We start from the raw sequence: 26,283 nt of genomic DNA, 5'->3' as shown, positions 1-26,283 counted from the left end.
CGGGAGATTACCGTCGGGCAGGGAACCCACGTCAACGAGTGGGTGTAGCCGGTATTTTCGGGAAGTCGTCTGCCTGAGGGCGGGCGGCTTACCCGCTTCTAAAGAAGCCCGGCTGTTTTTTAAGGGAAGTATTCCATCGCCGGGAATCCGGCCATATTCGACGGACCCGCAGTATGTTTTGCCAAGACCGACAGAGACTCCCGGGCAAAAGGGTGGTTTCATCTGTTGTTTTGAGGAGCGATACGACGTTGCATGGTATACTAAGCGGGGGTGTCGGAAGATAAAAGGGTCATCCGGCCGATGACCTGTGGTTGGGAGGCCGGGTCATCAGGAGACGCGCACCAGGAATCCCGGATAGCCTGTTCGGCAGAGAGACTATAAGAGGCTCTTGAAATCGCGAACTTGCAGCAATTGGGCAAAATAACGGTTTTGCAAAGGCCTCGATAAAAGAGAAGACGTTACCTATTTATTTTGTTATGTCAGTAGCTTTATCACATACGGATATTGACAGTGATATTGATTTTTCAAAAGAAGCGGGGGAAGTTCTGCATATCGCCGCCCGCAAAGCGGAAGAATACCTGCATCCTTCGTATGGTCCGCCGCACTTGTTGTGGGCACTTTTGAACCGGCAGATATCGACCCATGAGCTCATACGAGCGTGGGACAAAGATATCTTCTATCTGCAGGAGTGGGCGTCGGTTCGCCTGGAAGAATATCCCAAGGCGAATGGAGCCGCCGGCCGTGTGGCCACCGATTCCGGAGTTTATAAACTCTTGATGGAAGCCGACCAGCTGCGGTTTGAGCTCAACCGGCAGAAGGTGGATGCGGTTTGCCTGCTGGCGGCGTTGTGTACGCCCGGATTGGCATTCAGTGTCGATCAGCTCAAAACGTTTTCGCTTTCCAGGGAGGAGATTCTTGCCGACGCAGATGGAACGGACGTTCCTCCCGGGGCGGACCAGCGGCTGCCGGTGCCCCGGCAAAAGGCAGGTCCCGCTTCCCCGGATGGTTTGCCCGGCCCTTATTGCCGGGACATACGCCGGGAGTTTGCCCAACAGGAACAGATCGGCCTGGTCGGCCGACAGCGGGAAATAAAGAACTGTCTCGAAATCCTGTGCCGGTACACTAAAGCCAATTTACTGATCACCGGAGAGCCGGGGGTCGGAAAAACGGCCTTGATAGCCGGTTTGGCGGAACAGGTAGAAGAACAAAACGTGCCGGTTAACCTTCGAAGGGCCCGGCTGTTGGAACTGGATTTAGCCGCGCTGCAGGCGGGAGCCACCTACAAGGGCGAACTGGAAGATCGATTTCAACGGCTGTTGGACGCATTGAATGATCGGGAAAGGCCCATCCTGGTTATCGAGGAGATCCACACCCTGCTGGACAAGCATGAGCGTTTTTCTTCGCTGGCAAACCTTCTGGCTGTGGAGCTTCGGCGGGAACAGCTTACGGTTATAGGTTCGACAACGCCGGAAAACTATCGCAAAAACATTGAAAATAATGAGCGTTTTGCCCGTCTTTTTGAAACAGTAACGCTGGAAGAACCCGGGGACGAGGCCACCGCTGATATCATTCGTGCTGTGATAGCGCCCTATGAGCGTCATCACAGCCTGCAGGTTACCGGCAAGGTCATCCGGGAAGCCATCCGGCTGTCCAGGCGCTATGATAAAAATCGCCGCCTGCCCGCGGCTGCCATTGACTTGCTCGATCGCTCCATGGCGAGGGTGCGCATCACGGTCAACCGGTCGCAGGCGGCATTTGACCGGTTAAACCGCACGTTTGAGCGGTGTGGAGAGGACCCTGAACAGGGGAGATTATCGGCTCTGCACGAAGCGTATACCGCTTTTTATGAGGTTGCCCGTCCGTTGACGGGAACGCACGCGGACCTGTCCCTCGAAGAGGGAGACGACCTGGACGATAACGACCGGTTTATCGCATATATGGAGAATATTATCCCCCGTATTGCAGCGCTTGTCGAACAGTCAGACCGGAAGATTAAGCCCGCTGATTTAGCGAGAGTTATTTCAGGCAAAACCGGGATTCCCGCCGGGAACATTAAGGCAAGGGAAAGAACGCGCCTGTTGGGCATGGAGGAGGTCCTCCGCGAGCGGGTGGTGGGTCAGGATGCGGCCTTGCAAAGTGTTTCGGAGGCAGTGCTTGAATCCCGGTCGGGACTGCTCGGAGGGGGACAGCCGGTCGGCTCGTTCTTTTTTATGGGTCCGACGGGCACGGGCAAAACCGAATTGGCCAAGGCACTGTCAGAATTCCTGTTCCGGGATGAGAAGGCTATGATCCGGTTTGACATGTCTGAGTTCAAGGAGGAGCACTCGGCTGCACTGCTTCACGGGGCTCCGCCGGGGTATGTGGGATATGAGGAGGGTGGACTGCTGGTAAATAAAATACGCGAGCGGCCTTATTCGGTGGTCCTGTTCGATGAGATAGAAAAAGCGCATGCCTCGGTTTTTGATATTTTTCTTCAAATTCTGGATGAAGGCACGCTCAGCGACCGGCTGGGAAAGAAAGGGGATTTTTCCAACGCCGTTGTTCTGTTTACCTCCAATATCGGAAGCGACTACATCACAGAAGTGCTGGAGAAACAGGATCAGCTTCCTTCCGGCCGGCAGCTGATGGAGAAACTGAGCGGATATTTCAGGGCGGAATTCCTGGGACGGCTGACCGAGATTGTGCCTTTTGCGCCTGTTGGCGAGGAGGCGCTCCTGCGTATTTTTGAAATTCACCTAAAGGAACTGGTGCAGGCCGCGGGCAGGAAAGGTATCTCTGTTGTAGTAGACGCAGCAGCAAAAGCACATCTGTCCCAATTGGGATACTCGCCCACCTATGGAGCCCGACCTCTTAAAGGGGTAATCCGGGACAAAATCAGAAGACCGCTGTCGCGGATGATCATAGAAGAGCGGGTGACCGCCGGGGACCGGGTACAGTTGTCCCTGGACAGAAGTCAACAAGTACAATGGAAGATTAACTAAATCGAAAAGCTATGAATACCTATGGAATAGGAGGAAATGAAGTACCTGAGGATGCGAATGAAGCCATCACCGATATCCCGGAGAACCGGACGCTGCTCATTGAAAAGCTCACCAGCGATCCGGCCATAAGTCCCGAAGTGGTAGAGGGACTGAAGACGATAGAGGAGGTCTTTGAACATTATGAGCCTGAGGTTGAGATGGAGTTTAAAGACAAGGACGGGCAGTTCACGAAGGAGCAGTTGACCTTCCGGAACCTGGGTGATTTCGGGACGGAGGGATTGAGCCGGCAAAGCAGCTTTCTGAAGAATCTTACGGCAGAACGGGATGAATACCAGAAAATCATCAAGCACATGAAATCCAATAAAGTACTGCGGGAGGTCATATCGGATCCTGATCAGAAAGAGGCTTTCTTAGCAGCTATACAGGCGCTTATACAGGAATTAGAACAAACTAATATTTGAGATTATGCAATCACAAGAGAAACGCATCGACGAACAGCAAGCGATAGCACAACCGGAACAACAGCTCAGTGCGAGTACGAAGCAGTTTATTACGGCCGGAGGGTTTGACCTGCTGGAGGGGGTCATTGACGAGGTACAAAATTTAAATCCCGAACGCCGGGCGCGTAAGGAGATATTTTTAAATGAAGCATCGAAGAAGGCAGATCGCCAGGATCTGCTTAAGCGCCTCAAGGTGTGGGAGGGGGCCTTGAGCGGGGAAGGAGATGCGGTCGACATTGTTGCCGGGTGCGAGGAAACCCTGGATGAAACAGATCGCGTGTTAAAGGCTAACCTGAAAGAGGCGCTGCATCAGACCCGGGATCTTGAGCGTTCGTACCGGTCGGCAGCCCTGTTCTTTAAAAATTCGGAAGAGGACAAGGTTAAAAATGTTTCGCTTATGAATGCGGATATGGCACAGTTGAAGGATCTGGACTTCAGCCGTTTTATTGACGCCGTATCGGAACAGCTGAAAAGCAATTATGACCGGCTTGATCTCCGTGATAATTATTCGCTGCTGGTCATCCCCGGCTACCTGGGTTCCAATAAAGTGCTGGAAAAATGGGCGAACATCGCTCATGAGAATAAGGTTATGCTGGTCACCGACTTCGGCAATTTTGATACCCCCGACGATGTTATGGAGATGTTTGAAGCGGCCAACCTGACAGGAGGAGAGAAGTACCGGTCCAACGTGATTATGACATGTAACTGGATCAGGGGACGGGACAAAGCCGGCGAAGTGGGCGAGGATGAAGCTTTGTACGTGCCCGCCGCGGGGGCCTATGCGGGAAAAATATATGGAACCCGGATGTCGCAGGTCGCCGCCGGCAAGAAGTTCGGCAGCATCACTGAAGCGGATTCGGTGCGCTTTCCGTTGAAGAAAAGCGAGATAGCAAATGTTGAAAAGTTGGGACTGGTCCCGATGGTAAGTGAATACGGGAAGGTCATGGCTTTTTCTGCTAAAACCCTGTTTAATGGCGATAACCTGGGATTGCAAACCTATTCGGTGGTACGGGTTTTTGATTATATCACCAAGGTACTGATGGATTTTCTGAATCGCCGTGCTTTCGAAAACTTTAACTCCCGGACCAAGAAAAACCTCCTCCGGCAGATTGTCAGGTTCCTTGATGGCGTGACGGGACCCGATAAGCTGATTGAAAATTTTGACATACGCCGCTTTGAGCAGGATCCCAATAAGAAGGATCACATTAATCTTGATATCCACTTGCGGCCTTTTTTCCCGGCCAAGAACTTTTTGATTAAAATGGATGGCCAGAAGGGAGAGGACGGGAATGAATGGGAAGCAGAATATGAGCAGGATTAGCAGGGCAGTGCGGATGGAATGGGTTGATTCTCTGAAGGCTCAGCTACGGTGTATTTATGCCTGCTTGAGGAGGTTGACAGGCCTCCTGTTCCTCCCGGTTTTCGACAGCGTCTGCTGCAAGGAGGAGATGGCTGTTTCCAATTTTTTCCATGGCCCCAGGGATCGAAAATGGGAGAATTCGGACACACAGCGGATGCTGCAAAGACCATTATTACGTAACTGATAACCGCATCATACGGACCGATGAAGCACTCCTATTATTCGCTGCCCCTCAGGTTGGGAAAGGTCATAAGGAAAAAGGAGCTTGCCCGCTGCAGCCTCGAAGACTCGATAAGCGATCATATTCACCTGATGATTACATCTCATTTTAATGAGAACAAGCACGATGATAAGTTTGGTAACAGTATCTGGGAAAATGAATTCGGCAATATTTCCGAGAATCATACGATCAGGGAAGAGATAAACCGGTCTGTTCTCCGGTGCATAAACCGGTATGAACCCCGGCTCGAGCAGGTGCGGGTCAATATACGATGGCTGCAGGAAGAGACGGGGGGAGGAAGTATCAAGCGATTGAGCAAGCGCCTTGATATTACCATAACCGGTACGATTACGGTCAACAGAAAACCTTTTAGCCATGAGGAGCAATGTTATATTGCGCCCATGTCTTATAAATAGCAAAAAGAGATGTCAGAGAACCGCGACAGCATAAAGAGCCGGATGCTCCGAACAGCAGCCAAAATGTGGGATTACCCGGGGGTCGAGAATGAAGCCGCCTTTGATCCCATCGTGGCCCTGCTGATGAACGCCTGTGCCGCAGAGCTGGCCAAGATAAACCGGGAGAAAAAGCTCTCCCAGTCCCGCCTCACCGAAGAGCTCGCGCGCCTGCTCATCCCTACTGCTGCCACTCGGGCCGCTCCTGCTCATGGCATTGCCTCTGCCCTGCCTTTGGATGGCTACGGTTATGTGGATCAAAAGGAGCAGTTTCGTTGCGGGGGACCGCAATCAGGGGCTGGCAGAGCGCTGTACTTCAGCCCCACCGGACGTTTTCCGCTGGTTGATGCCGGGGTGAAGTGCCAGGCTTCCGGCAACCGTATTTGCGAGTTAATTGACCACAAATATAAAAGCGTACTGGGATATGCGGCGGGCGATGCCTTCCTGCCCCCGGCTGCCTTGTATGTGGGACTCGATGTCAGCGATACGATCGAATCGGTGGAGGAGCTCACCTTTTGCTTTAGTCTCCTGAATACAGGCCAAAAGGATTTCTTTTTCAACCATCTCAGCAGCAGCCGCTGGTTTTTAAACGGCCGGGAACTGGAGAAAAGCCGGGGATATCCCCCGGCGGCCGGTAAGGAAGACGGCCTGAAAGAGCTGTTAACGAGCAGGTACCGGACCAGCGCCCGGACCTGCCGGGAGATCAATACATTTTATGAGCGCCGGTTCGTTACGGTGCGAAATATAGAAAGACTGGCTTCGGCAAGAGGAAACCTCCCGGCAACAATACAGGATATTTTTGACACGGACACCCTGGGTAAGGTTGACGATCATCTGATATGGATCAGGGTGGAGTTTCCGAAGGTTGTGTCCCCAAAACTGCTGGACGATGTATTCTGTTTTGCAAACTGTTTTCCGGTCCTGAACAGGCGGGATCACGACCTGATGTATAGGCTTCGGGAAAACCTGAATATTATTCCCTTGAAAAGCAACGACTTTTTCTTTGATATCAGGAAAATAGTAGACTCGGAGAACGAGTCCTATCATGTCCGCGACCTGGATGATGCGCAAGCAAACGAAGAGAACAGTGTCTTGTTGAGAAGCAGGGGCGTCGGCCGATTCGGTGCATTCGAGGCTAAAGAAGAACTGCAGTATTTGCTTGAAACACTCAAGGATGAGACGGCTTCGTATGCCGCGGTCGGCACCGAGGCACTCGAAAAGATTGTCAGCGAGATTAACGTGCTGATGGGGGACCTGGAGGATAAAGTTGCCGGAATGACGGTTGATAAAACCACCTCGTACCTGGTGATGCGGAATCTCAAAGAGAGGGACAGTCTCTTCGTCGAGTTTTCGAGTACCGCCGGCAGCCGTGCCAATGATATTGCTGCGGGGACACGACTGGAGGTGATAGGACGAAGTAACATCCGGCCCGGAAGTACGCTGCTGGTTACTCCGACCGTAGGAGGAAGAGACAGGCTCTCCGACCGGGAAAAACTGATTTCTTTTAAACGAACGCTGCTTGCCGGCAACCGGCTGGTTACGGCAGAAGATATAAAAGCTTTTTGCAGGGAGCAGCTCGGCCGCCGGGTGAAGGAAATTGAGATAACAAAAGGAGTAGCAAACGGGATGGGAGAGAAGGAGGGGCTGATGCGAACCATCGATATTGTACTGACATCGGATGAGCGGGTGAGGACCTCTGCCAGAGAATGGGATTTCTTGCTTGAGGACCTGTTGGCAAAAATCCGGGCGCGGGTAGCCCATTCTTTTCCCTATCGGCTGGTAGTAGACGAAAACGATAACCGGAAATCTGTCGGATTAGATGGAAATGCGGGAAGAGCAACCAAATAACAAGCTGGTATTTGATCGTTCGATTTGGATAACCATAGCGCTGACGGCTGTTATCGGCCTGTTTGTGATGGGCTATAAATTCCTCACCTATAGCGATTGCACCGGTGCTGACTTTACTTTTGAGCGGGACCAGCTGATTGCCGGTCAGATTGTATCTTTTAAGGATCAAAGCCCGGAGGCCATCGAATGGGAGTGGACCTTTGGGGACGGGAGTCCCCCGGCGGCCGGTGAAGAAGTCCTTCATGTCTTTAAACATCCCGGAGAATACGCGGTTACCATGCAGGTGGACGGGGGGTGCGCTGTCCGGAAAAAAGTGATTGTTCGAAAAAGGGAACCCGCAGCCCGTACCAGCCGGTATCCTGACTTCAGCATGCCTCCGACCGCAAGGGTGGGAGAGCCGGTCCGGTTTACCGATAACACGGCTGGGGCCAATGAGTGGCAGTGGAGCTTTGGTGAAACAATGCAGGTGGACGATACGACAAAAAATCCTACCTATGTATTTCAGTCCTCCGGGGTTAAAACCGTAACGCTTATTGTGAACGGGAAGGAACGCTATGCCGCTAAAAAGCGCATTACGGTTTTTGCCCGGCCGGTCGAGGAGCCGGAGTTTGACCTGGATCTTCCTGAAAGAGCAGAACTGGAGCAAAAGCAACTGCGTGACACCATCTCCATAGCAGAGGTGCCGCTGGCCCCGCCCCTCAAGCCGGTACCGCAAAACCGGGCGCCGGAACTGAGCCGAATACAGCTGGAGGATTATCTGCTGCAAGTGGCGGAAGAACAAAGAGCGCCCGAAACGTTATCCCCGTTTTGTTGCGAGGGATTTGATACGCGCGTCCGGGCCAATGGCAAGGAACAGAGCCTGCTGGTACTGCTGCAGGATATACAAGGGGAAAAAATTTCTATCGGAAATTTGGAAGTACTCAAACACAAGGAAACCGGCTGCATCAGTTTTATAAAGGTCGACTATAACAGGAAAAAGGTTCTTGGCATATTCTGATTTGTTATTCATCACAAAACCGAATTATTATGTCTGAAAAATATCATATGGTAAACTGGGTGGACGGCATGAAGATCCGGAAACAACATTTCGTCGATCAGCAGCGGGCGTTCAGCCAACAGCTCATGCGGGGCGTGGCCACGCAGCTGACACCCCTCAACTATGGCTTTCTGCCTCCCTCTTCTCAGGATGACGGGCCTATTTCTAACCTGAACATAACCATTGAAAATACCGCCACGATTCATGTGAAAGTGTTTCGCTGCAAGGCTGTGACGCCCGGCGGCTTTATCTTCGATATCGGTAACGCGTCGGGACAACCACGCCACTACACAACAGCAGTGCCGGAGCAGATTGCGGAGACGGAGCAGGAACAGCGGTACCTGCTGGTGCTTTCCGCGGATCCATTTAACCCGCAGGAGGTTGGAGAACCGGATCCCGGGGAGATACCTCCCCGCCGGCCCTATATCCGGCCGGGCTCGCAAGTGGGACTGTTACCCAAAAAGGCGGCGGGTGCTGCGCAAAGTGATTATGGTTTTTTTAATATAAGTATCGGCGAAATTATCGTGGATGCAACCGGCATCCGGCTGAATGAGCAGTATATCCCCCCGTGTATGGCGCTGTACAGCTCGCCTTTGCTGATTGATGCCCATACCCAATTTTGTCAGTTGCTGCAAAAGCTCGAAACGCTGTGCATCCGGATCATCCGGAAAATAGTTGACAGAGAGCAGGAATACCCGCTTGCTGTGATGGTACACCAGCTCAGCAGGGATATTATTTCCTACCTGGGAACGACGCTCTGCCGGTTTAAAGGTCGCCTGCGATACGCCCCGCCTGTCTATATGATTGAATATATAGCGAGCTTGGGAAGACTGATCGAGAATGCTATCGCCATGCGCCGGGGTGCGGGGAAAGAAGAGTTGATTACCTATTTCGCGGAATGGTGCGACCTGAACCAGGGACAGTTTGAAAAGGTAATCAGTCGGGTCGTGGACCACGCATACGACCATACGGCCATTGCGGAAGCGGTGGACGCCTGCTCGCGGTTTCTGGAGGAGATTACAGGCCTTTATGCCAAGCTGGATGAACTGGACTATATCGGCCGCCGATCCGGTAAGGATATATTTGTCAAGGAGGAAAAACATCCCCCTTCCCACGAGAAAAAAAGAATCAACTTTTTAGCCGAATAACATACAAACCTGATTATGAAAGCATTGAATAAAAAAGAACGACGGAGAGCCTTTTGGACTTTTTTAGCTTTTTTCCTGGTAACCCTTCTTTTTGTAACAGGAGCGGTTTATATAAATGTTCAGATTCCGGTGGAAGAGAATAAGGTTCTGAGGACCCAATACGCGAAGCTGGATCGGGAGCTTGAGTTTCAGGCCGATTTTGCGGAAAGCATCCGGGAGGTCAAGGTCACCCTGGATTCTATCAATCAGTCGGGGCAGAATGTGATGTACCTGGAACAGGTGATAAGTACTAAATTGGCAGGAGTCAAGGAATCCATTCCCCAAAACGACAGTTTGCGTCAGTATAAGCTGTACGATTATGTCATTCAAACGATGCTGGCCCTCCAGGAGAGCAAGCGTAAGTTGCGGGATTTGCGGGAGGCGCAGCAGCTGATCGGGGATTATCAGCAAAATGTAGAGCGCTATAAAGAAGCGCTGGAGCAAACTCGGCGAGATTTGGATATTTGCCGGCAACTTTCTCAATAAGAGAGCTTTGCAAAACCGTTTTTTGACCAACAGCTGCATTTTCGCGCGTTCAATATTCTCACATATGCTTATCCGGATTTAGTAACAAGTAAAGATTAAGCCATTGATATTTTTTTCTTCGCCTCGTTCATGACCAAATTTCTTGGTGAATAATCCAGGTTAATATGCTGTGGTTTGGAATGCGTCCAGGGGTTGATACTGATCAAGATTCCTGGTTTTTCAAAGCCCTCAATAAGAAGATATTTCCCCTTCAAGAGCTTTTACCTCTTCTTCCAGGATATCTGCCCGCTCGCAAACGATGACCGTATTTTCCCCGATATTGTTTTCTTTAACGGTCTTTGCCGGATCTCTGTAACGCTTGCTGAAAAGAAGGTACCAGCGGGGCTTAAAGTAGAATATCCACCCGTAGGGACGTCCGAACTGGTCGCTGTATTCCAGCATGTTGTCCGCGTGCTGCTCGTTATAATCTTCCACAAAGTAGTAGAATAAACGGCCTAACTTCATCTTTGCAGGCGCTTTAGCCCTGAAGCTGATAGGCTCGGGATCGTTTGCTTTCTTGCGAACAACAAAGGTGATGACAAATGGATTTTCCAGTTCATGCCTCTCGGGGTCGGGGACGCTGGCATGAACCGGATAGTACCATTGTTCCATTTCCGGGAGAGGCATCGCCCGGGCCGCGATAAATGTTTTCCGAAAGAGTACCGGGACGATAAAAAAGAGGGATGCTCCCAGCATGTGATACGGATAGCCGGGGGTGCCGGAGATGAGAGAATAGATCACATAAAAAGGAATGAGACCGACCAGCCATACGAACAGGCTGAACATCATATCCGGCTGGAAAGCATCCTGCTGATCCCAGTCCATATAGTGGTAGAGGGCCCGCGCGTGCACCATCCCCAGGCCAAAGAGGCAGAACTGAAACACCAGCAGCTGCATGTTGGGGCTGGAGATCAGGCCCTGGTATCCCAGCAAGGCTACCAGTGAAAATGCAACAAGGGCGATGACCGCATATATAAAGACTTTTTTCTTCGTGGCAAGAAAGTTCTTGATGATCGCCGTCATCAGGAAGAACATGGCCAGCGACAGGCCCAAAAATGAGGCGGCAATGATAAGGGTTCTTTTATCCATAGTAGTACGTTTATTCCGGTAAAGTGGTTGTATATCCCAGGCGTGCACCGGTCCGGTCCTCATCGTTGAGGGAGAAAGACCGGGCTCCTTCTTTAGTTATTTCAACTTGTACCATTATCTCCCATTCTACGGGGATAACGAAATTAATCAGCGTTTGCAATGCTGCTGCCTTCCACCCTTCATCCGTATAGCCGGGGAGTTTTTCCCGGGACACAGGTCCGACCGTTAATCGAAAGATGCTATGGTCGGGCAGGAGCGTATTCCCGGCCGTTAGATCGTCCCCCAGGGTGGCATCTCCCAGCAAGGGAGGAGGGCCATATTTTTCGGCCCTGGAGCAGGGGACGGCTTTCAGTCGTATCGGGTCGTCCAGTAAGAGAGAAAAAAGCTGTTCGGTCCTCGCAAGGTCGCCCGCAATGTGAGAGAGGTATGGCAGGATCCTCATGAATGTTGCGGTAAAGGCTTGAGGAAGATCGGGGTCGATCCCGAGCTGTGCCAAGACGGAAGGATCCAACTGTGAATGCTGGATTTGTGAGAGCTGTCGATATTCTTCTGATTCGGTAAAAGTGCGTTGCAGGAACAGTTCGTTTTCAAAAGGAGCAAAAAACCGGCGGGCCTCCTCTTCTTCCTGTTGCTGCCGGTGGTATTCCTCCACCATTGAGGAAACCGATAGCGAGGGGTTTTCGGCCGATGGCTGATGAAACATTCCTTCGGGAAGCGTATCATAAATACTGTCACGGTTGAGGATGATCTCCAGCCGCTGGCGTCCCTTGTCCCGGGATGCCAGGCGTACACCCGCTATATCTCTGCTGCGGGGGCGCTTCAGCTGCCCGGCGAACCTGACGGAGATATCCTCTGTATGCATGCCGCCGGCAAGCAGGTCGGAAACAATGACCTCTGACCGGATATCCTCATTACTGTCATGAATGCGCTGGATCAGCTCTTTCATAGCACTTTATCTTAGTCTCCCCGCCATTTTATAACGCCTGCTCCAATAGCGGCTGTCCAGATTGTTTACCACCACCGCCCCGGCCTCCTCCGAACAGATGAGAAACCTGTTGTTCTGTAAATATACCCCTACGGTTTTTCCCGCGGGTTGCGCGGGTTGAGGGTGCTCTCCTGATAGCTGATCGGCCTCCTCTTCTTCAAAAAAGATGAGGTCACCCTCCGCTAAATAGGATCTGGCTGAAAATTTGGGAATCAATGGTGATGTCCTGAGATCCTCGTAGGTGGCGGGAATCTTGCGGTCATACACCCGGTTAAAAATTTTCTGGGTTAGTTCACCATAACTGGTTTCCTGCTCGCCCGGCGTATCGCTGCAAGGGGTATTTAGCTGCTGCTCGATGAATTGGTAAAGGGTGAATGACTGCTCAATGAGCGACCGGTCAGTATCCAGCATGGAGGCATACTTCTCGACAAGGAGGGAATCCCGGCGTTCAATTCTTGCCGGATCCGTAACCTCATGTTCGCTTCCGTTCGACGGATGCCGGACTGTCCCTGCAGAGCTGCAAGCCTGGAATGATAAAAAGATAATCAACAGTAAAGCGCAACCGTTAACGACACACCTGATTTCCATAGGAAGAAGTTATTTTGACAGCACTCAAGTCTCGTATGAATTCTCTTGATTTTCAGAGGGCTTTGCAAAACCGTTCTTTTGGCCTATCTCTGCATCTTCGCACATTCAACATCCTCACATATGTTTTCTTGTATCATATGCTACGGTTTTGAACACGTTCAGGCGTTGATATTGATCGAAATTCCCGGGTTTTCAAACCCCTCTTTTAACAAATATAGAAAGCAAAAATGGAGTGCGCAAGTGCTTATCAGCACGTTTTTGGAATTCGTCTTGTCCGGGGACAAATTTCCTGGTGTGAATGTGGTAATACAGATTTTTGGGTGAATGCGGAAAAGACAGGATCCTCCGCATTTTCAGGGTACCGTCGCCGCTGGCCGATCGGCCGTTTCTGGCCGTTCCAACTACATAAGGCAGTTCGGAGTGACCACCTTCAAAGTCCACTCACATTTCTTCGCCCTTTTCCGGGATCAGGTGAAACCCCTTGCCGTCTCTGCCTTCCGGGGAAGTTCAATGATGGGCAATCCCCCTGACACCATGTTGTCAGTTGCCGGGGGTATGATTCGGCAAAACAGCATGAGCCAACAGAGTATGAATAACCCGCTTCTGTTTGAGACCGACAACCCGCTGGAAGAGCGTCTTGGGAAAGATTTTTTTGACACGCTGCCCACCCGGCCGGGCGTTTACAAAATGTTTAGCCGGGAAGACCTGCTGCTGTATGTGGGGAAAGCCAAGAACCTTCGCCGCCGCCTGTTTACCTACCGGCGCGTAACCTCGGGCTCCGGCTCCCGGAAGACCAGGAGACTGGTTCGGATGGTCCGTCGCATAGCAATTGAGCTGTGTTCCAGCGAGGAGGAAGCGCTGCTGCGGGAAAACGAGCTTATACGGACCCAAAGGCCGCCCTTCAACCGGGCTAAAAAAACGCCCGAAACCTACTACTACATCTCAGCGGTGCCGGAGGGAGAGGCTCTGACTTTCCATCTTCGGATGCACCGAAAAGAGGTGGCTCCGGAGTATGTGTTCGGCGCTTTCAAGGGACACCGGGGTGTTCGCCGGGCCCTGGGAGCTCTCCTCCGCCAGCTGTATATCGTGGAAAAGCAGATAGCCACACCCTTTCTGCTGCCCTCCCGGCTGCTAAACAGGCTGACCCCGCTGCATTATACGCTCAGGATTACAGATCAAAAACAGGAGCAGGTCCGCCGCTTCCTGGGCGGAAAATCGGACCAGCTGCTATATGAAATCCTCGATCATACCGATCGGCATCAGCTCCTGGAGCAATTTATCGGAAAGCTCATCCTGAAGGATATGGAGGCCCTGAAAAGTTTCTACCGGCGGTGCGCCCTGCGCAACCGGCACATGGTGGAACGGCTGGAACTTGACTCCCACCTCATTCCCCAGGATAAGCTGGACGACTACCTGGTGGAGCTGGCGTTTTTGCAGCGGGAAGAGTAGTATTGTTCGTTCTACTCGGCGTCCAGCTCCAGGGCGTTCATCATTTTGTTATAGATCGCGGTGTTTTCATAAATGCCGCTGAAGTGCTCGGCGCCCGGGCCGTAAGAAAAGACGGGGATCAGCGTACCGGTGTGACTGCCGGTGGAGAATTCCCCTTCGACTTCCCCCGTTTCCAGGTTTCCGCCCGTTAACGTCAGTCCACCGGTCTCATGGTCAGCGGTAATGATAACCAGAGTTTCCCCATCTTTTTCAGCGAATTCAAGCACCCTTCCGATCGTGCGATCAAAATCCAGCATCTCCTGTATCATGTATTGCAGGTCGTTGTCGTGGCCGCCCCAGTCTATTTGTGATCCCTCTATCATCAGGAAGAAACCGTCTTCATCCTGGTCCAGTATATTGACCGCCGTCTGTGAGGTTTCCATCAGCTGATCACCCCGGTCTTTCGACCAGGGGCGTACCGGTAAAAACCCCGCCAGTTTTCCGCTGTTTGTACTCGTTATCTCCCCGATGTCATTCGAAACCCGGTAGTCGTTTTCTTCCAGCTGGCGAAGCAGGTCCCGCCCGTCTTCGCGGTCACTGAAATATTCTTCTCCACCCCCGATAAACACATCGATATCCGTTTTCAGGAAGTCGGCCGCAATTGCTTCCGCCATGCTCCGCGAGGGCTGGTGAGCAATAAATGAAGCGGGAGTAGCATGCGTGATCGATGAGGTGGCCACCAGTCCCGTAGCCAACCCCCGCTTTTCTGCAATTTCCAGGATGGTGGTTACCGGATTCTTGGTGGAGTCGACCCCGATAGCCCCGTTATAGGTTTTGTGTCCGGTGGAAAAGGCGGTCGCTCCTGCTGCCGAATCGGTGACATAGTCGTCGGATGCATAGGTTTTAATAAAGCCTGAATACGTCGTTTTTTCCAGGTTGAGCGAGCCCTTGTTGGCCGTGAGTCCGGCATAGATCTGGGCGGTGCCCATGCCATCACCGATCATCAGGATGACGTTTTTGACTTTTTGGGGACGCTTTTCTTCTTCGCCGGCTTCAGTAGTGCAGCTGACGGTTAAGAAAAGCAGCAGGCAGCAGGCAGCGACGCTTGGTATATTTTTCATTCTTCTATGATATGATTCCGGTTCCTTGTAGGTCCTGTTATTTGGTGCACGATTTAATCGTGGGGGACGATTGTACCCTCAACGCATACTTATTTTGAGTGTTAATTTATCATTATATAGCATAAGATCAAGAAAAAATGTCTCTTTTGTAGCAGGCTTTTATGAAAAAAAATCAAGTGCTATACCTCTTCCATGGCCCCCGGGGTTTTACTTTTTCGGATACCCTTGACAAGACAGAAGTTTTAGACAATGCCAAAGCCTTCCTATATTTGAATGGGCGGGCATTTATTGATAAGGCATATGGGGCCGATTGATATTAGATTTTTAAATCCGGAAACAATTGGTTGTATCTTCCGTTAATGCTTGTCGATCAGGATAGGCGAATATCCTTTCGCTATTTAAAATGTGCTATTAAAATGATTTTCAATCCACTGTCGCATGCCTATTTTATCTTTGGACAAAAAGCCTTTTATTTAGTAACAAAATTTTTACAGTGAGTAGTGATTCATAGTTATATCATTATACCACAGGATCATAATAGAATACAATGCCCGAAGAACCCCATCCGGAATTAAAGGTATTAACTGAGTATTTATCTGATAAAAAAGAAGCCATTCTTGAACAGTGGGAGCAGGAGATAACAGAAAGAGGAGTAAAATCCCAAGATCTGCTTTCCATCTCGCAAAGTGCCTTTCAGAACAGCATACCTGCTTTTATCGATAATTTTTGCAACGGCATGCTTCATCAACGTCAGGCATTATCGGACGTTCTGGGAGAAATGCATGGTTCGCAGCGCTGGGAGTACGGACTTGCTTTGCAGGAGACGATGCGAGAATGGAATATTTTGGAGCTCGTACTGATGGATCAAATCAATGCTTTTCAGGAGGAGAATACCTTGAGCGTTGCTTCCCTGAAAAAAGCCCATCGATTTTTGATTGAGGATATTAATGAAGGCATTTTATATAGCGTTAAAAAGTATGCCGAGCTCCAGCAACAGGAATCAGAAGCCCGGTTGCGTGATTTGCAGCAGGCCCTTAAAGAACCAAGCGATATATCACGGAGGCATAACCTGAGAAGTACCTCTCATGACCTTAAGGGGATTATGAAAAATATCCAAATGGGGTTTTTCTTGCTGGAAGATGAAAATATTGACCGGGAGGCGGCAGAGATTATAGAAAAAATGTCGATATCTGCGGACAGCCTGGAACAGCTGCTTAATGATTTGCTCGACCTGTTCCGGTTGGAGGCCCGGCATGAAGAAATTGAATTGTCCGAATTTGATGCGACAAAGATACTAAGCGAACTTTGTGAGAGCATGCACCCGATGGCGACCTCCAAAGACTTGGAACTGGCCTGTGACGGCCCGGAATCTCTTATTGTAAAAAGCGATAGCCAAAAAGTCCAGCGAATTGCGCGCAACTTAATTCTAAATGCCTTGAAATATACCAGTGAGGGATATGTTAAAGTGAAGTGGAAAGAACAATCCGACCACCAGTGGTCGCTTGAAATAACGGATACCGGCCCCGGTTTGAGTGCTACCCATGCGGAAACTCTTACCACAAAAACGAAACCTTCCTCACCGGTAGAATCCGAGCCCCTTTCTTCGCCGGCTAACCAACAGGCTCCGGACGAAGTGCAGAATCATGGAGAGGGAATCGGTTTGTTGATTGTTCGCCACCTGTGCAAATTGCTGGATGCCAATATTTCCATTACCACGGCTCCCGAGGATGGAACCTCCTTTGAGATCCTTTTCCCCAGGGATCTTTCCGGGAAATAATCCTGCCCGGACCGGTGAACTCAAAATAGTATTATCAGAAAGAGCCAGCCGGTCAGGGCTGGCTCCCCAAGGCATTTATATTAATGGCTCTCATCAATAGTATGATCTCTTTGCGGGCAAATCCTTACAAAAAAATATGAATTCATATCACTTTATATTTTTTCATATGTTTTTTCATGTAAAATTTGTATTATTGCTCTCTTATGAAAACACTGACTGACAAACAGCGCCGGCTTTGGGAATTTATTCTCGGTTACTATGAAGAGTACAGCCAGTTTCCATCCTATGCGGATATGCAGGAGGAATTCGGCTACAGCTCCTCCAACAGCATCTACCAGCACCTGGCCAGTCTGGAGAAGAAAAACTACCTGACCAAGCACAGCCGGGGCAACTATGACATCCATCCTACCAAGCGCTCCCAGCTGGAGGGGTTTTATCCGGGTATCCCGGTGAAGGGACGCATCGCCGCGGGCGGGATGCACGAGGCGATCAGCGAAAACCTGGGGCACCTCCCCGTGGAAATTTACCCCGAGAAGTCCGACCATTACTTTGCCCTGATCGTGGACGGCGAAAGTATGATTGAAGCGGATATCCGGGACGGCGACTATATTATTATCGATCCGCGCGAGCCCAGCGACGGGGAGATCGGGGCCATCCTCTACGACGGGGAGACAACCCTGAAGACCATTCGCAAAAAACCGGACGGCATTACGCTGCAGCCCGAAAATCCCGCTTTCGAGCCTATCCATATTACGCCCGGGGAGTGGGAGCGGGTGCAGGTGTTCGGGACCTTTGTGGGCAAGGCCTGGAAGAAGGGCGGCAACTGGGGACTCATTTTCCGGTCCGGATAGCAGGTTTGGCATTGGAAGGCGACAGGAGCATGAGCCGGCATGGCAACGGTGTCAACATCCAACCTTTAGATAAACGCAACTCATGTTATGGATAGCGGTCTGATTTTGCCGGCCAATTAAGCGGGTTAATAAGTCTGAACAGGTCCCCTGCTGCCGGACGGGCGGGCTTGGCCGGCTCCTCCGATAAATTTAGTTTTTAAAATAGTGCGGATCTGTTACCTTGTTTATACAGATCGTGCCGCTCCGCGGATAACCGTCAGCCTGCAGGGGATGTATGCCGGTTGAAAATGCTAACCAATAAAAATGAGAGATCACAAGATGGATATTTTAAAAATTATTTTTGCGGTACTGCTTCCCCCTCTCGGCGTCTTTTTGGAAGTAGGGCTAACCGGGGCTTTTTGGTTGAATATTTTGCTGACCATACTCGGCTATCTCCCGGGTATTATCCATGCGGTGTGGGTGATTGCCAAAAATTGATTTTCCGCATAAGATCTGCCGGGAGTTCCGGACATCAAGCCGGAAGTTATTTCCATTATCATGAGACAGGTGGTATGTATTACAGAAATCTTCGTTTAGGCTGGATCTGTTTTTTGCTGACCGCATTACCGGTTTTGGCATGGGCACAGGATAATACCCAGACGGTACCGAATGAGACTGCTGCAGAAACACCTGCGCCGGAACAGGTGGATGTCCGCCCGGAGGCAACAGACTCGGAGATCCGGGAGCGCCTCAGGGGAATATTGGCCGCAACCGGCTGGTTTGCCGGTACCGAAGTGGAGGTCAACGACGGGGTTGTTTTTCTCCGGGGCTCAACAGAGACCGATGATTTCAAAAGGTGGGCTGGGGAACTTGCCCGGAATACACAGGATGTAGCGGCGGTCGTCAATCAAATCCAGGTAACGGAGCCTGATATCTGGAATTACGAACCCGCCTTTACCGGTATGCAGGAGCTGTGGCGCAGCATCATGCGTGCTATCCCCTTTTGGGTCTTTGGCTTGTTCGTCTTAGTTATATTCTGGGGCATTTCTTTGCTGGGAGCCAAAGCCACCCGCGCCTCTTTAAAGAAACGGGAGATGAATATCCTGCTGCAGGATATTGCCGCAAGGGGCGTCGCTGTCGTGATCTTTCTCTTGGGGTTATATGTGGTTTTTCATATTGCTGACTTAACCGGTGTGGCCCTCACGGTATTGGGCGGTACCGGCCTGCTGGGGATCGTTTTGGGGATCGCATTCCGGGATATTACCGAAAATTTCCTGGCCAGTATTTTTTTGAGCATCCAAAATCCTTTTCGCGCCGGTGATCTTGTGGAAATTAGCGGCACCACCGGTTTTATCCAGCGACTTACCGTTCGTGCGACGCTGCTTATGACGCTGGACGGCAATCATATCCAAATTCCGAATTCCACGGTTTACAAAAGCAGTATCCTCAATTTTACGAGCAATCCCAATCAGCGGACGACATTCACGATCGGGATCGGCTATGATGACAGTATCACCAAAGCCCAGGAAATAGGGGCGAAAATTTTAGAGGATCATCCCGCAGTACTCAGGGAACCGGAGCCCTGGGTTTTACTGGATAAGCTGGCCGCTTCTACCGTCAATGTACAGTTTTACTTTTGGGTGAATGCCCATAAGCACAACCTGCTGAAAGTCAAGTCCTCTTTGTTGCGGTTGATAAAGACAGCCTACCAGGAAGAAGGAATTTCTATGCCGGATGAAGCGAGAGAGATGGTCTTTCCCAAAGGTGTGCCGGTACAGTTAACCGGGGATTCCCCGGCTCCCCAGGGAAGGGAAAGGGAAAAAGATACGGAGAATCAACTGTCAGAGGATTCCAAAGTGGCGGCCGAGGGGGAGGGTGAATTAGAAAGTAATGATGAAGAAATACGGGAGCAGGCCCGCCAGTCGCGATCGCCGGAAGAGGGGGAGGATCTCCTGAAGCCGGAATAGCCGTTGTTCTGATCCATTCCAATTACCTTTCAGTTCCTGATAACCCATTCCACTGAATCTCGACGTCCACCTCTTTTTCGTCAAAGAGCATCTGGTCATCGAACTCGTAGAGCAGGATCCACAGGATCTTATCCGAGTCGTAGACCAGGTGAAAATAGCGGTCGCCTTCGCAGCAGATCACGAAATGGACCTGCAGTCGCTTCCCCTTGCGCTGGGCGTAGGAGCGGCGCACCTCCGTGACGGTCAGCACTTCGCCCTTTTTCCGCTTCACATAGCGCGGCTGGATGCGCTTGTGTTCCCACCCGCTGCGGGTGTGCTCGGCCTGGTCCTTGAAACTCCGGAAGACCGCATCCACGTTAACCTTTTCTTTTAATACGGTTTGCATTGGAGATACTTATTTTTAGTTTTCATATTTCTTTTCATGTATATTACTAATAAAACACCCAATAGTTCAATACTATTTTCATGGTTGAATTTCCCGCCGTCGATCCCGGCACCTATCATCCGGACGACGATGTGCATAAGATTACCGACTACCGCTGCGTCAGCCGCGACATGCAGCACGCCTCCATCAAAGAGCGGCTGTACCTGCACCTGGACATGAACTGTTTCTATGCCCAGGTGGAGCAGCAGTGTTTTAAGCTCCACGGGCTGCCGGTCTACATCGGCGGGTGGTACAAAGGAGAGAAAGGCATCCCGCGCGGTATTGTGGCTACCAGCTCCTACGAGGCCCGGGCGCTGGGCGTCAAGACGGCTATGAGCGCCTACGAGGCCGAACAGATCTGTCCCTATATCATCGGACTGCAGGCCGACTATGAAAAGTACAAAGGCATCAGCGGACTCATTGAGGATGTGCTGGGTGATTTCGCCCCCACGGTGGAAAAATATTCGATGGATGAGTATTTCCTGGATATCAATTTCTTAAAGAATAAGCGCCGGGACGAAATTGCCTGCTACGGCAAGACCCTGCGGGACCTGATCTACCGGGAGGTCGGCCTGGTCTGCTCGATCGGTATCTCCTACTCCAAAACCTACTCCAAGCTGGCCAGCGATCTCAACAAGCCCGACGGGATCACCCTGGTCCTGGATAAAGAGGAAGCCGCCGAGCAGCTGGGTCCCAAGCCGCTGGACGAGGTCTGGGGCATTGGACGCAAACGGTACCAAAAGCTCAGGCAAAAAGGCCTGCGGACTATCGCCGACGGCATCCGGCGGGGCTACCCGGTTTTCCAGGAGCTGTTTGGCGCCTATTTCGGAAAGCTGATGTACGAAATGGTGGCCGGCAAAGATCGGGCCCGGGTACTGGCCGACCAGCTGGCGACCAGGGACCAGCTGAACTACATGCATACCTTCAGCAGCCAGTCGACCGACGTCACCGAAATCCGGGGGGAGATTATGAAAGGAATTTCCCGGCTTTGCTACCGGATGCGGGGGTACCTAATGCGGGCGCGCACCTATTTTTGTTACCTGCGCATCCAGCACCGCGAGCACCGGGGACTCACCTTCCGGTTTAATACGGATGGGTACACCAATATTGACGGTTATATCCACCACGAGTGCATGAAAAGGGCAATACCCCGCATCGAGAACCTGCTCCGGGGCGGACATGCGCTCCGGGGGATCGGGATCGGCACCGTCAGCGTCGACCACTCGGGCCAGCAAGAGCTGTTTTTCAGGGAGGACGCCCAACAACGGCAGTTCTGTCTGGTCCAGGACGCCATTAATAACACCCACGGCTCCCATACCATAACCAAAGCGGCCATGATGGACGCCGTGCCGGGGAAGACGCATTTCCTGAACCGGTCGTAAGGGATATTACCTCCTCTACCGCTTCCGACATCCGGGAGGGAGCTGTTATCAATAGCGATTTCCGTTGAACGAATTGGCTCTAAAAGCAGGTTGGTGGATTTATTGGGACCGTTTTTACGGTACCTCCGCAAATCGCGTTCTGTTTTTTGTGCTCCAAATAAGTTGCCGGGATGCCGGCAATATCCACAGCAGCTCATCGTAAAAAGTATCCGAATGGACATTTCAAAACTTCGCCGGGGGTCTGTTCAACGTTCCGGTATAGCGGTAATGTTTCTAAAAGAAGAATCTTTATCAACTGTTAATGGGCTTTTTTGATGGTGCATCATTTCACAGAACTTTCTTTTAATGTTGATATTAACCACCCTTCTAACTATCCTTAAAGGTGTTTAATTATAGTACGCATAACGTCAACAGATTTTTGGCCCATCTAATATTGCTGGGAAGCCTTTTCTGTGTTTTTTTTGGACAGGGGCTTCATATCCATTCGATTTCCCTGCATGTTGAGGATTATTTTGATATCCATGCTCATATGCACGCCCATGAAAGTCATGATGAGCCGAGGCAGGATGATCATAATGAAGAGGAAGATAATCACCAGCATGAGGTGAGTACGGCCTCTGATATTATTGGGACTCTGACATCCCCATATCAGGTAGAACCGGACATGCAGTCGTATGCAGTTCATGGGTTTGATACTGAATATAATTCCATCAATCCGGGGCTTGAGCAGTCCCCGACACTTTTCGGCTTGCCGCCGCCGAGGCTGTTAGCCCACCAATATCACCTTTCTTCTTTCTCCAGTCGCGGCCCTCCTGTAGCCTAACTTGCCCTTGCCAGGGATCCCCTCTTCCTAACTGTACACTCAAATTATAATTTGACCGCCATGAACAGGTATATCCGGTGGACTCTATTGCTGGTAATCTTTCCCGTGACAGTCCATTCGCAATCAACGTCCATTTCACTTGATGAAGCCGTAGAGCTTTTTAAGCAGAACAGCCTTCAGCAGGAACTGGCGCGGTACGACCGGCTGCGCAAGCAGGGAGAAGCGATTCGCTACAAATCGTATCCCAATCCGGAAGTCAGTATTAACCGGGAACAGCTCAATGCCGGAACTATTGATTACCGGGAAACGACTTATATGCTGTCTCAGCCTGTTGAGTTGTTGGGACAGCCCTTTCTGCGCAGCAGGAGTGCCTCCAAATCACGGGAAGCAGCTGAGCTTCAGTTTGAATATAACCGGTTGCAGCTGTTGGCACAGGTAAAGGTACTATATGCCGAGTACTGGCAACTGTCACAAAAGAGGGAGATTTACAGTCAGGCACTGGAAGTGATCCGGAAGGCCCGGGAGTCGGCCCGGGAAAGACAGGCCGAAGGCACCTTTTCCGGCCTGCAGGTACAACGCTTCAACGTGGAACTCAGCCGGTATAAAAAGCAGCGCGACGAGGTTAAGCTGGATCTGCGGCAAACCGGGAACCGGCTCGCCAGCTACCTTTTTGCCGGGGAGAATCCGGAAACGGAATTTCAGCTCTCAGATAGCCTAACTGTAACTCCTGTTGCCCTTCAAGAAGAAGCAATTATCCGATACGCCCTGGCAAATCGGGCGGATTTGAAGGCCTTGAAGCAACGGTCTGAAGCTTCGAAGCTACGCTATAAAGTAGAAAAGCGGGATCGCCTGCCGGATCTGAATATTGATGTTGGATATAAACAGCAGTCAGACGGTGCAGAAGGTTTTGTCATCGGCGGTTCTGTGAAGGTCCCGATTTTTGACCGGAATCGCGGGAATGTGACCATGAGGAAGGCGGAAGCGCGTTCGCGTGAAACCGAAATTACCTTAAAAAATCAGCAGGTACGCAACCAGGTGGAAACCGCCTACGAGCGAGTGGAACTTATATTAGAGCAGTGGCGGTCGATGCAGGAAGATGACTTACAGGCTTCGATGCTGGAAGCGGCACGCGCTGCTTACCAGGAGGGCCGGTACTCGCTTGTTGAACTGCTTGATGCCACCCGGGCATATGTAGATGGGCAGACGATGATCTACGAAACCATAGCAGAATACAACCAGGCTCTTTTTGGACTGGACGCAAAAACCGCAGGACAAATTTCTAACGCTCAAAACAACTGATATTATGAAACGCATACTTCTTATTCTATCGATCGCAGCAGGATTAACCATAACCGGATGTGGCTCAGATGATTCCGGGCACAGCCATGGCGAAGGGGCCGATCATAGCCACGAAACCGAACAGCACGCCCATGATGATACGAATGCAGGCCACCAGCACACAGCTGAGGAGGGCCATGATCACTCTGAGGGGGAAGATGGACATTCCCACTCCGGGGAAACTGCGTCCCCTCATGGAGGCGAAGATTCCGGGATGATGCTGGGACCCGGCGAGACCTACGAGGACGTCCGAAAGGGTATCCGCCTGACCTTGTCTTATAACAGTGAAACCAGCTCTTTCACCGGCACGGTAGAAAATACTACCCAGGATGCGCTCCCACCGGTATCGGTTGGAGTTGAATTGTCAAACGGAACAGAGCTTGGCCCGACTACCCCGTTCGATCTTGCCGCCGGGGAGAGTCAGTCCATTGAACTGGATGCCGCCGGGGAAACCTTCGACAGCTGGACCGCTCATTCCGAAATGGGAAGTGACGGGCACAGCCACGGCGAAGGCGGCGACCATGAACACTAATACAATACATGTTCTCGCAGAAACAGTTCAACATACAGGTATGGCTGCCTGTAAGTCCCCCCGGAAGGGGGACGCGTGGAACGAGGCGGGGTGGATTTCGAAGCTGATGAAGTCAGGCTAAGAACAGAAAATATTATTGACACCACACGCCATGGGCTGATGGAAAGCAAAATCTAACTCAAAATACCGAAGACCTATGAAGCGCTTAATCATACTCTTATTTATAACCACAGGGTTCTCGATCGCCGGCTGCGGTTCCGGCGATGACGGCCACAGCCATGGCGAAGGAGCAGACCACAGCCATGAGCAGCCGGCCGGGCAATCCCAGCAGGAACATACGCACGAACAGGAGGAGGATCAGCATGAACACGGCCAGGGAAATGCTTCCCAAAATAGCGGGACGCAACGTGAGGGCAGCGGTTCTGTGACCCAATGGACCGGCGAGACTGAGCTTTTTATGGAATACCCGGAAATCATCGTCGGCCGGGAAGCCACTTTTGCGGTTCATCTGACCCGCCTTTCCGATTTCAGCCCTATCTCCAACTCTGAGGTGTATTTTACGTTCCGCTCGGATAACGGCACTGAGATATCGAGAAGGGAAACCGAGGTGCAGACGGCCGGTATTTACGGCCCGGATATCACTTTTAGTGAAGCCGGGCGGTATGACCTGACTATCGAGATTTACGGCATGGTCAACGACACGATACGGGTAAACGGGATTCCGGTGTATAATTCAGCTGACGAAGTACCCCATGCCCACGCCGGGGAGGACCCCAACCTGATTACTTTTTTAAAAGAGCAGCAGTGGGACATACCCTTTGGAACGCAGGAAGTGCAGCAGCGAACGCTTACCCGGACAGTGGATGCGACCGGAGAAATTATGGCCGCTCAAAATAGCCAGGCGATGGTCTCTGCTCCCTTTTCCGGTATTATATTGTCCAGCCAGAACACCAGCCTGCCCGTTGAGGGACAGCAGCTGCAAAAGGGCGCCTCACTGGCGGTGTTGAACCCGGCTATTCAATCCGGGGAAGGTGACAACTACGCCCGGCAGTTTATCAATGCGCAATCGGAGCTGGAGCTGGCCGAATCCAATGTAGCGCGTTCCAGGCGCCTGTACGAAAAGGAAGCAATACCGCAGACGGAGCTCCAGAAAGCCCGGATTGAATATCGGCAGGCGTTGACCCGCTACCAGACGATCAGTGAAGTTATACAGGTGGATACCACGGCCATCAATGGATATGGAAGCTCAACCGAATCCTATCGCTTCGAGATCAAGGCTCCTTTAAATGGTACTATTGTCAAGTCCTACGTCACCCCGGGCATGCAGGTTGAGGCCGGCCAACCGCTTTATCGTATTGCGGATGCCACCAAAGTGTGGCTCAGAGCAGAGGTCCCTGCGGCTCAGTACAGCCGTATCGCCAATGCCGGTAATGCGGCCTTCAGCGTACAGGGGAGTGGCCAACTGCACGAAGTCAGTGACTTAAATGGGAGGTTGATTAGCCGCTCCAACAGCATTGACCCGCAAAGCCGGACCCTTCCCCTGATTTATGAGCTTGACAATACGGAAAGCGGATTGCCCCTGGGCATGTTTGCTACCGTACATGTAAATACCGTCACCAAGCAAAAGACACTGGTTGTGCCGAAGTCGGCACTGCTGGAAGAGGAAGGTACGTATAACGTGTATGTACACGTCTCGGGTGAAGCCTTCGAGAAGCGCCGGGTAACAACAGGCATTGGGGACCGGGGATGGGTAGCGATCACTTCCGGGCTCCGGGAGGGAGAGCATGTGGTTACAAAGAACGCCTACCAGGTAAAACTGGCCTCGCTTTCCTCCGAAGCTCCGGCGCACGGACACGCTCACTAATCCCGCTTTCTTGCCAATATCTTTGT

24 protein-coding genes are annotated in these 26,283 nt (G+C 51.4%); 18 read left to right on the top strand and 6 right to left on the bottom strand.

Annotation, left to right across the window (positions count from 1 at the left end; genetic code table 11):
• A partial coding sequence (locus BUB16_RS21765) for a hypothetical protein (protein WP_211483123.1) occupies positions 1-222 on the bottom strand: 222 nt, incomplete at its 3' end.
• Between the two features lie 254 nt (positions 223-476).
• Between BUB16_RS21765 and BUB16_RS07705 the strand changes: the two genes are divergently transcribed.
• From BUB16_RS07705 to tssO, 8 genes are all read left to right on the top strand, one after another.
• Complete coding sequence (locus tag BUB16_RS07705) at positions 477-2,981, top strand: AAA family ATPase (RefSeq protein ID WP_084088116.1); 2,505 nt, start codon at positions 477-479, stop codon at positions 2,979-2,981.
• A gap of 11 nt (positions 2,982-2,992) precedes the next feature.
• Positions 2,993-3,442: a type VI secretion system contractile sheath small subunit gene (locus BUB16_RS07700; protein WP_073061753.1), complete on the top strand. Its 450-nt coding sequence runs from the start codon at positions 2,993-2,995 to the stop codon at positions 3,440-3,442.
• Positions 3,443-3,446: 4 nt separating this feature from the next.
• Positions 3,447-4,802 carry a DUF5458 family protein gene (locus tag BUB16_RS07695; protein ID WP_073061751.1) on the top strand — a complete coding sequence of 452 codons (1,356 nt, stop codon included), beginning with the start codon at positions 3,447-3,449 and terminating at the stop codon, positions 4,800-4,802.
• Positions 4,803-5,045: 243 nt separating this feature from the next.
• Positions 5,046-5,477 (top strand): GPW/gp25 family protein, encoded by a 432-nt coding sequence (locus BUB16_RS07690; RefSeq protein WP_073061746.1) that lies wholly within the window; start codon positions 5,046-5,048, stop codon positions 5,475-5,477.
• Between the two features lie 9 nt (positions 5,478-5,486).
• Positions 5,487-7,361, top strand: coding sequence for a type VI secretion system baseplate subunit TssF (locus BUB16_RS07685; RefSeq protein WP_073061743.1), 1,875 nt, complete (start codon positions 5,487-5,489; stop codon positions 7,359-7,361).
• On the top strand, positions 7,333-8,358 hold the full coding sequence (locus BUB16_RS07680) for a PKD domain-containing protein (protein ID WP_073061740.1): 1,026 nt from the start codon (positions 7,333-7,335) through the stop codon (positions 8,356-8,358). The genes BUB16_RS07685 and BUB16_RS07680 overlap by 29 nt, the downstream gene beginning before the upstream one ends.
• A gap of 29 nt (positions 8,359-8,387) precedes the next feature.
• Positions 8,388-9,545 (top strand): hypothetical protein, encoded by a 1,158-nt coding sequence (locus BUB16_RS07675; RefSeq protein ID WP_073061737.1) that lies wholly within the window; start codon positions 8,388-8,390, stop codon positions 9,543-9,545.
• A 15-nt stretch (positions 9,546-9,560) separates the two neighbouring features.
• Positions 9,561-10,070 (top strand): type VI secretion system TssO, encoded by a 510-nt coding sequence (gene tssO / locus BUB16_RS07670; RefSeq protein WP_073061733.1) that lies wholly within the window; start codon positions 9,561-9,563, stop codon positions 10,068-10,070.
• Positions 10,071-10,298: 228 nt separating this feature from the next.
• Here tssO and BUB16_RS07665 read toward each other — a convergent pair whose 3' ends face one another.
• The 3 genes from BUB16_RS07665 to BUB16_RS07655 are packed head-to-tail and all read right to left on the bottom strand — an operon-like array spanning position 10,299 to position 12,771.
• Entirely contained in the window at positions 10,299-11,198 is a 900-nt protein-coding gene (locus BUB16_RS07665) for a TssN family type VI secretion system protein (RefSeq protein ID WP_073061730.1), read from the bottom strand.
• Between the two features lie 10 nt (positions 11,199-11,208).
• Positions 11,209-12,144 carry a type VI secretion system baseplate subunit TssG gene (locus BUB16_RS07660; RefSeq protein ID WP_073061727.1) on the bottom strand — a complete coding sequence of 312 codons (936 nt, stop codon included), beginning with the start codon at positions 12,142-12,144 and terminating at the stop codon, positions 11,209-11,211.
• A gap of 6 nt (positions 12,145-12,150) precedes the next feature.
• Positions 12,151-12,771, bottom strand: coding sequence for an NlpC/P60 family protein (locus tag BUB16_RS07655; RefSeq protein WP_139240227.1), 621 nt, complete (start codon positions 12,769-12,771; stop codon positions 12,151-12,153).
• A gap of 324 nt (positions 12,772-13,095) precedes the next feature.
• Here BUB16_RS07655 and BUB16_RS07645 point away from each other — a divergent pair, with 324 nt between their 5' ends.
• On the top strand, positions 13,096-14,220 hold the full coding sequence (locus tag BUB16_RS07645) for a GIY-YIG nuclease family protein (protein WP_084088115.1): 1,125 nt from the start codon (positions 13,096-13,098) through the stop codon (positions 14,218-14,220).
• A gap of 11 nt (positions 14,221-14,231) precedes the next feature.
• Here the strand turns inward: BUB16_RS07645 and BUB16_RS07640 are convergent, their stop codons facing one another.
• Positions 14,232-15,320 carry an alkaline phosphatase gene (locus tag BUB16_RS07640; RefSeq protein ID WP_073061719.1) on the bottom strand — a complete coding sequence of 363 codons (1,089 nt, stop codon included), beginning with the start codon at positions 15,318-15,320 and terminating at the stop codon, positions 14,232-14,234.
• Between the two features lie 547 nt (positions 15,321-15,867).
• Between BUB16_RS07640 and BUB16_RS07635 the strand changes: the two genes are divergently transcribed.
• The 4 genes from BUB16_RS07635 (at position 15,868) to BUB16_RS07620 (ending at position 19,894) form a co-directional block, all read left to right on the top strand.
• Positions 15,868-17,097, top strand: coding sequence for a sensor histidine kinase (locus tag BUB16_RS07635; RefSeq protein WP_073061716.1), 1,230 nt, complete (start codon positions 15,868-15,870; stop codon positions 17,095-17,097).
• A 203-nt stretch (positions 17,098-17,300) separates the two neighbouring features.
• Positions 17,301-17,948 carry a transcriptional repressor LexA gene (gene lexA / locus BUB16_RS07630; RefSeq protein WP_073061713.1) on the top strand — a complete coding sequence of 216 codons (648 nt, stop codon included), beginning with the start codon at positions 17,301-17,303 and terminating at the stop codon, positions 17,946-17,948.
• Between the two features lie 318 nt (positions 17,949-18,266).
• Positions 18,267-18,425 (top strand): YqaE/Pmp3 family membrane protein, encoded by a 159-nt coding sequence (locus tag BUB16_RS07625; RefSeq protein WP_073061710.1) that lies wholly within the window; start codon positions 18,267-18,269, stop codon positions 18,423-18,425.
• A 74-nt stretch (positions 18,426-18,499) separates the two neighbouring features.
• The gene (locus BUB16_RS07620) at positions 18,500-19,894 is read left to right on the top strand and encodes a mechanosensitive ion channel family protein (RefSeq protein WP_073061707.1); all 1,395 of its coding nucleotides are present in this window, start codon (positions 18,500-18,502) and stop codon (positions 19,892-19,894) included.
• Positions 19,895-19,916: 22 nt separating this feature from the next.
• Here BUB16_RS07620 and BUB16_RS07615 read toward each other — a convergent pair whose 3' ends face one another.
• A complete protein-coding gene (locus BUB16_RS07615; RefSeq protein WP_073061704.1) occupies positions 19,917-20,279 on the bottom strand; it encodes a hypothetical protein in 363 nt (120 codons plus the stop codon).
• Between the two features lie 80 nt (positions 20,280-20,359).
• Between BUB16_RS07615 and BUB16_RS07610 the strand changes: the two genes are divergently transcribed.
• From BUB16_RS07610 to BUB16_RS07590, 5 genes are all read left to right on the top strand, one after another.
• The gene (locus BUB16_RS07610; RefSeq protein ID WP_073061701.1) at positions 20,360-21,700 is read left to right on the top strand and encodes a DNA polymerase Y family protein; all 1,341 of its coding nucleotides are present in this window, start codon (positions 20,360-20,362) and stop codon (positions 21,698-21,700) included.
• Between the two features lie 418 nt (positions 21,701-22,118).
• Positions 22,119-22,523, top strand: a complete 405-nt coding sequence (locus BUB16_RS07605) for a hypothetical protein (RefSeq protein WP_139240226.1) — start codon at positions 22,119-22,121, stop codon at positions 22,521-22,523.
• A gap of 60 nt (positions 22,524-22,583) precedes the next feature.
• A complete protein-coding gene (locus BUB16_RS07600) occupies positions 22,584-23,822 on the top strand; it encodes a TolC family protein (RefSeq protein ID WP_084088114.1) in 1,239 nt (412 codons plus the stop codon).
• Positions 23,823-23,826: 4 nt separating this feature from the next.
• Positions 23,827-24,393 carry a hypothetical protein gene (locus BUB16_RS07595; RefSeq protein WP_073061693.1) on the top strand — a complete coding sequence of 189 codons (567 nt, stop codon included), beginning with the start codon at positions 23,827-23,829 and terminating at the stop codon, positions 24,391-24,393.
• Positions 24,394-24,589: 196 nt separating this feature from the next.
• Entirely contained in the window at positions 24,590-26,257 is a 1,668-nt protein-coding gene (locus tag BUB16_RS07590; protein ID WP_073061690.1) for an efflux RND transporter periplasmic adaptor subunit, read from the top strand.
• Positions 26,258-26,283 lie beyond the last annotated feature (26 nt).

This window comes from Fodinibius roseus (assembly GCF_900129315.1).
GTDB lineage: Bacteria > Bacteroidota > Rhodothermia > Balneolales > Balneolaceae > Fodinibius > Fodinibius roseus.
Note: the sequence above shows the minus strand (reverse complement) of the source record. Positions and strands in the feature narration are given on the sequence as shown.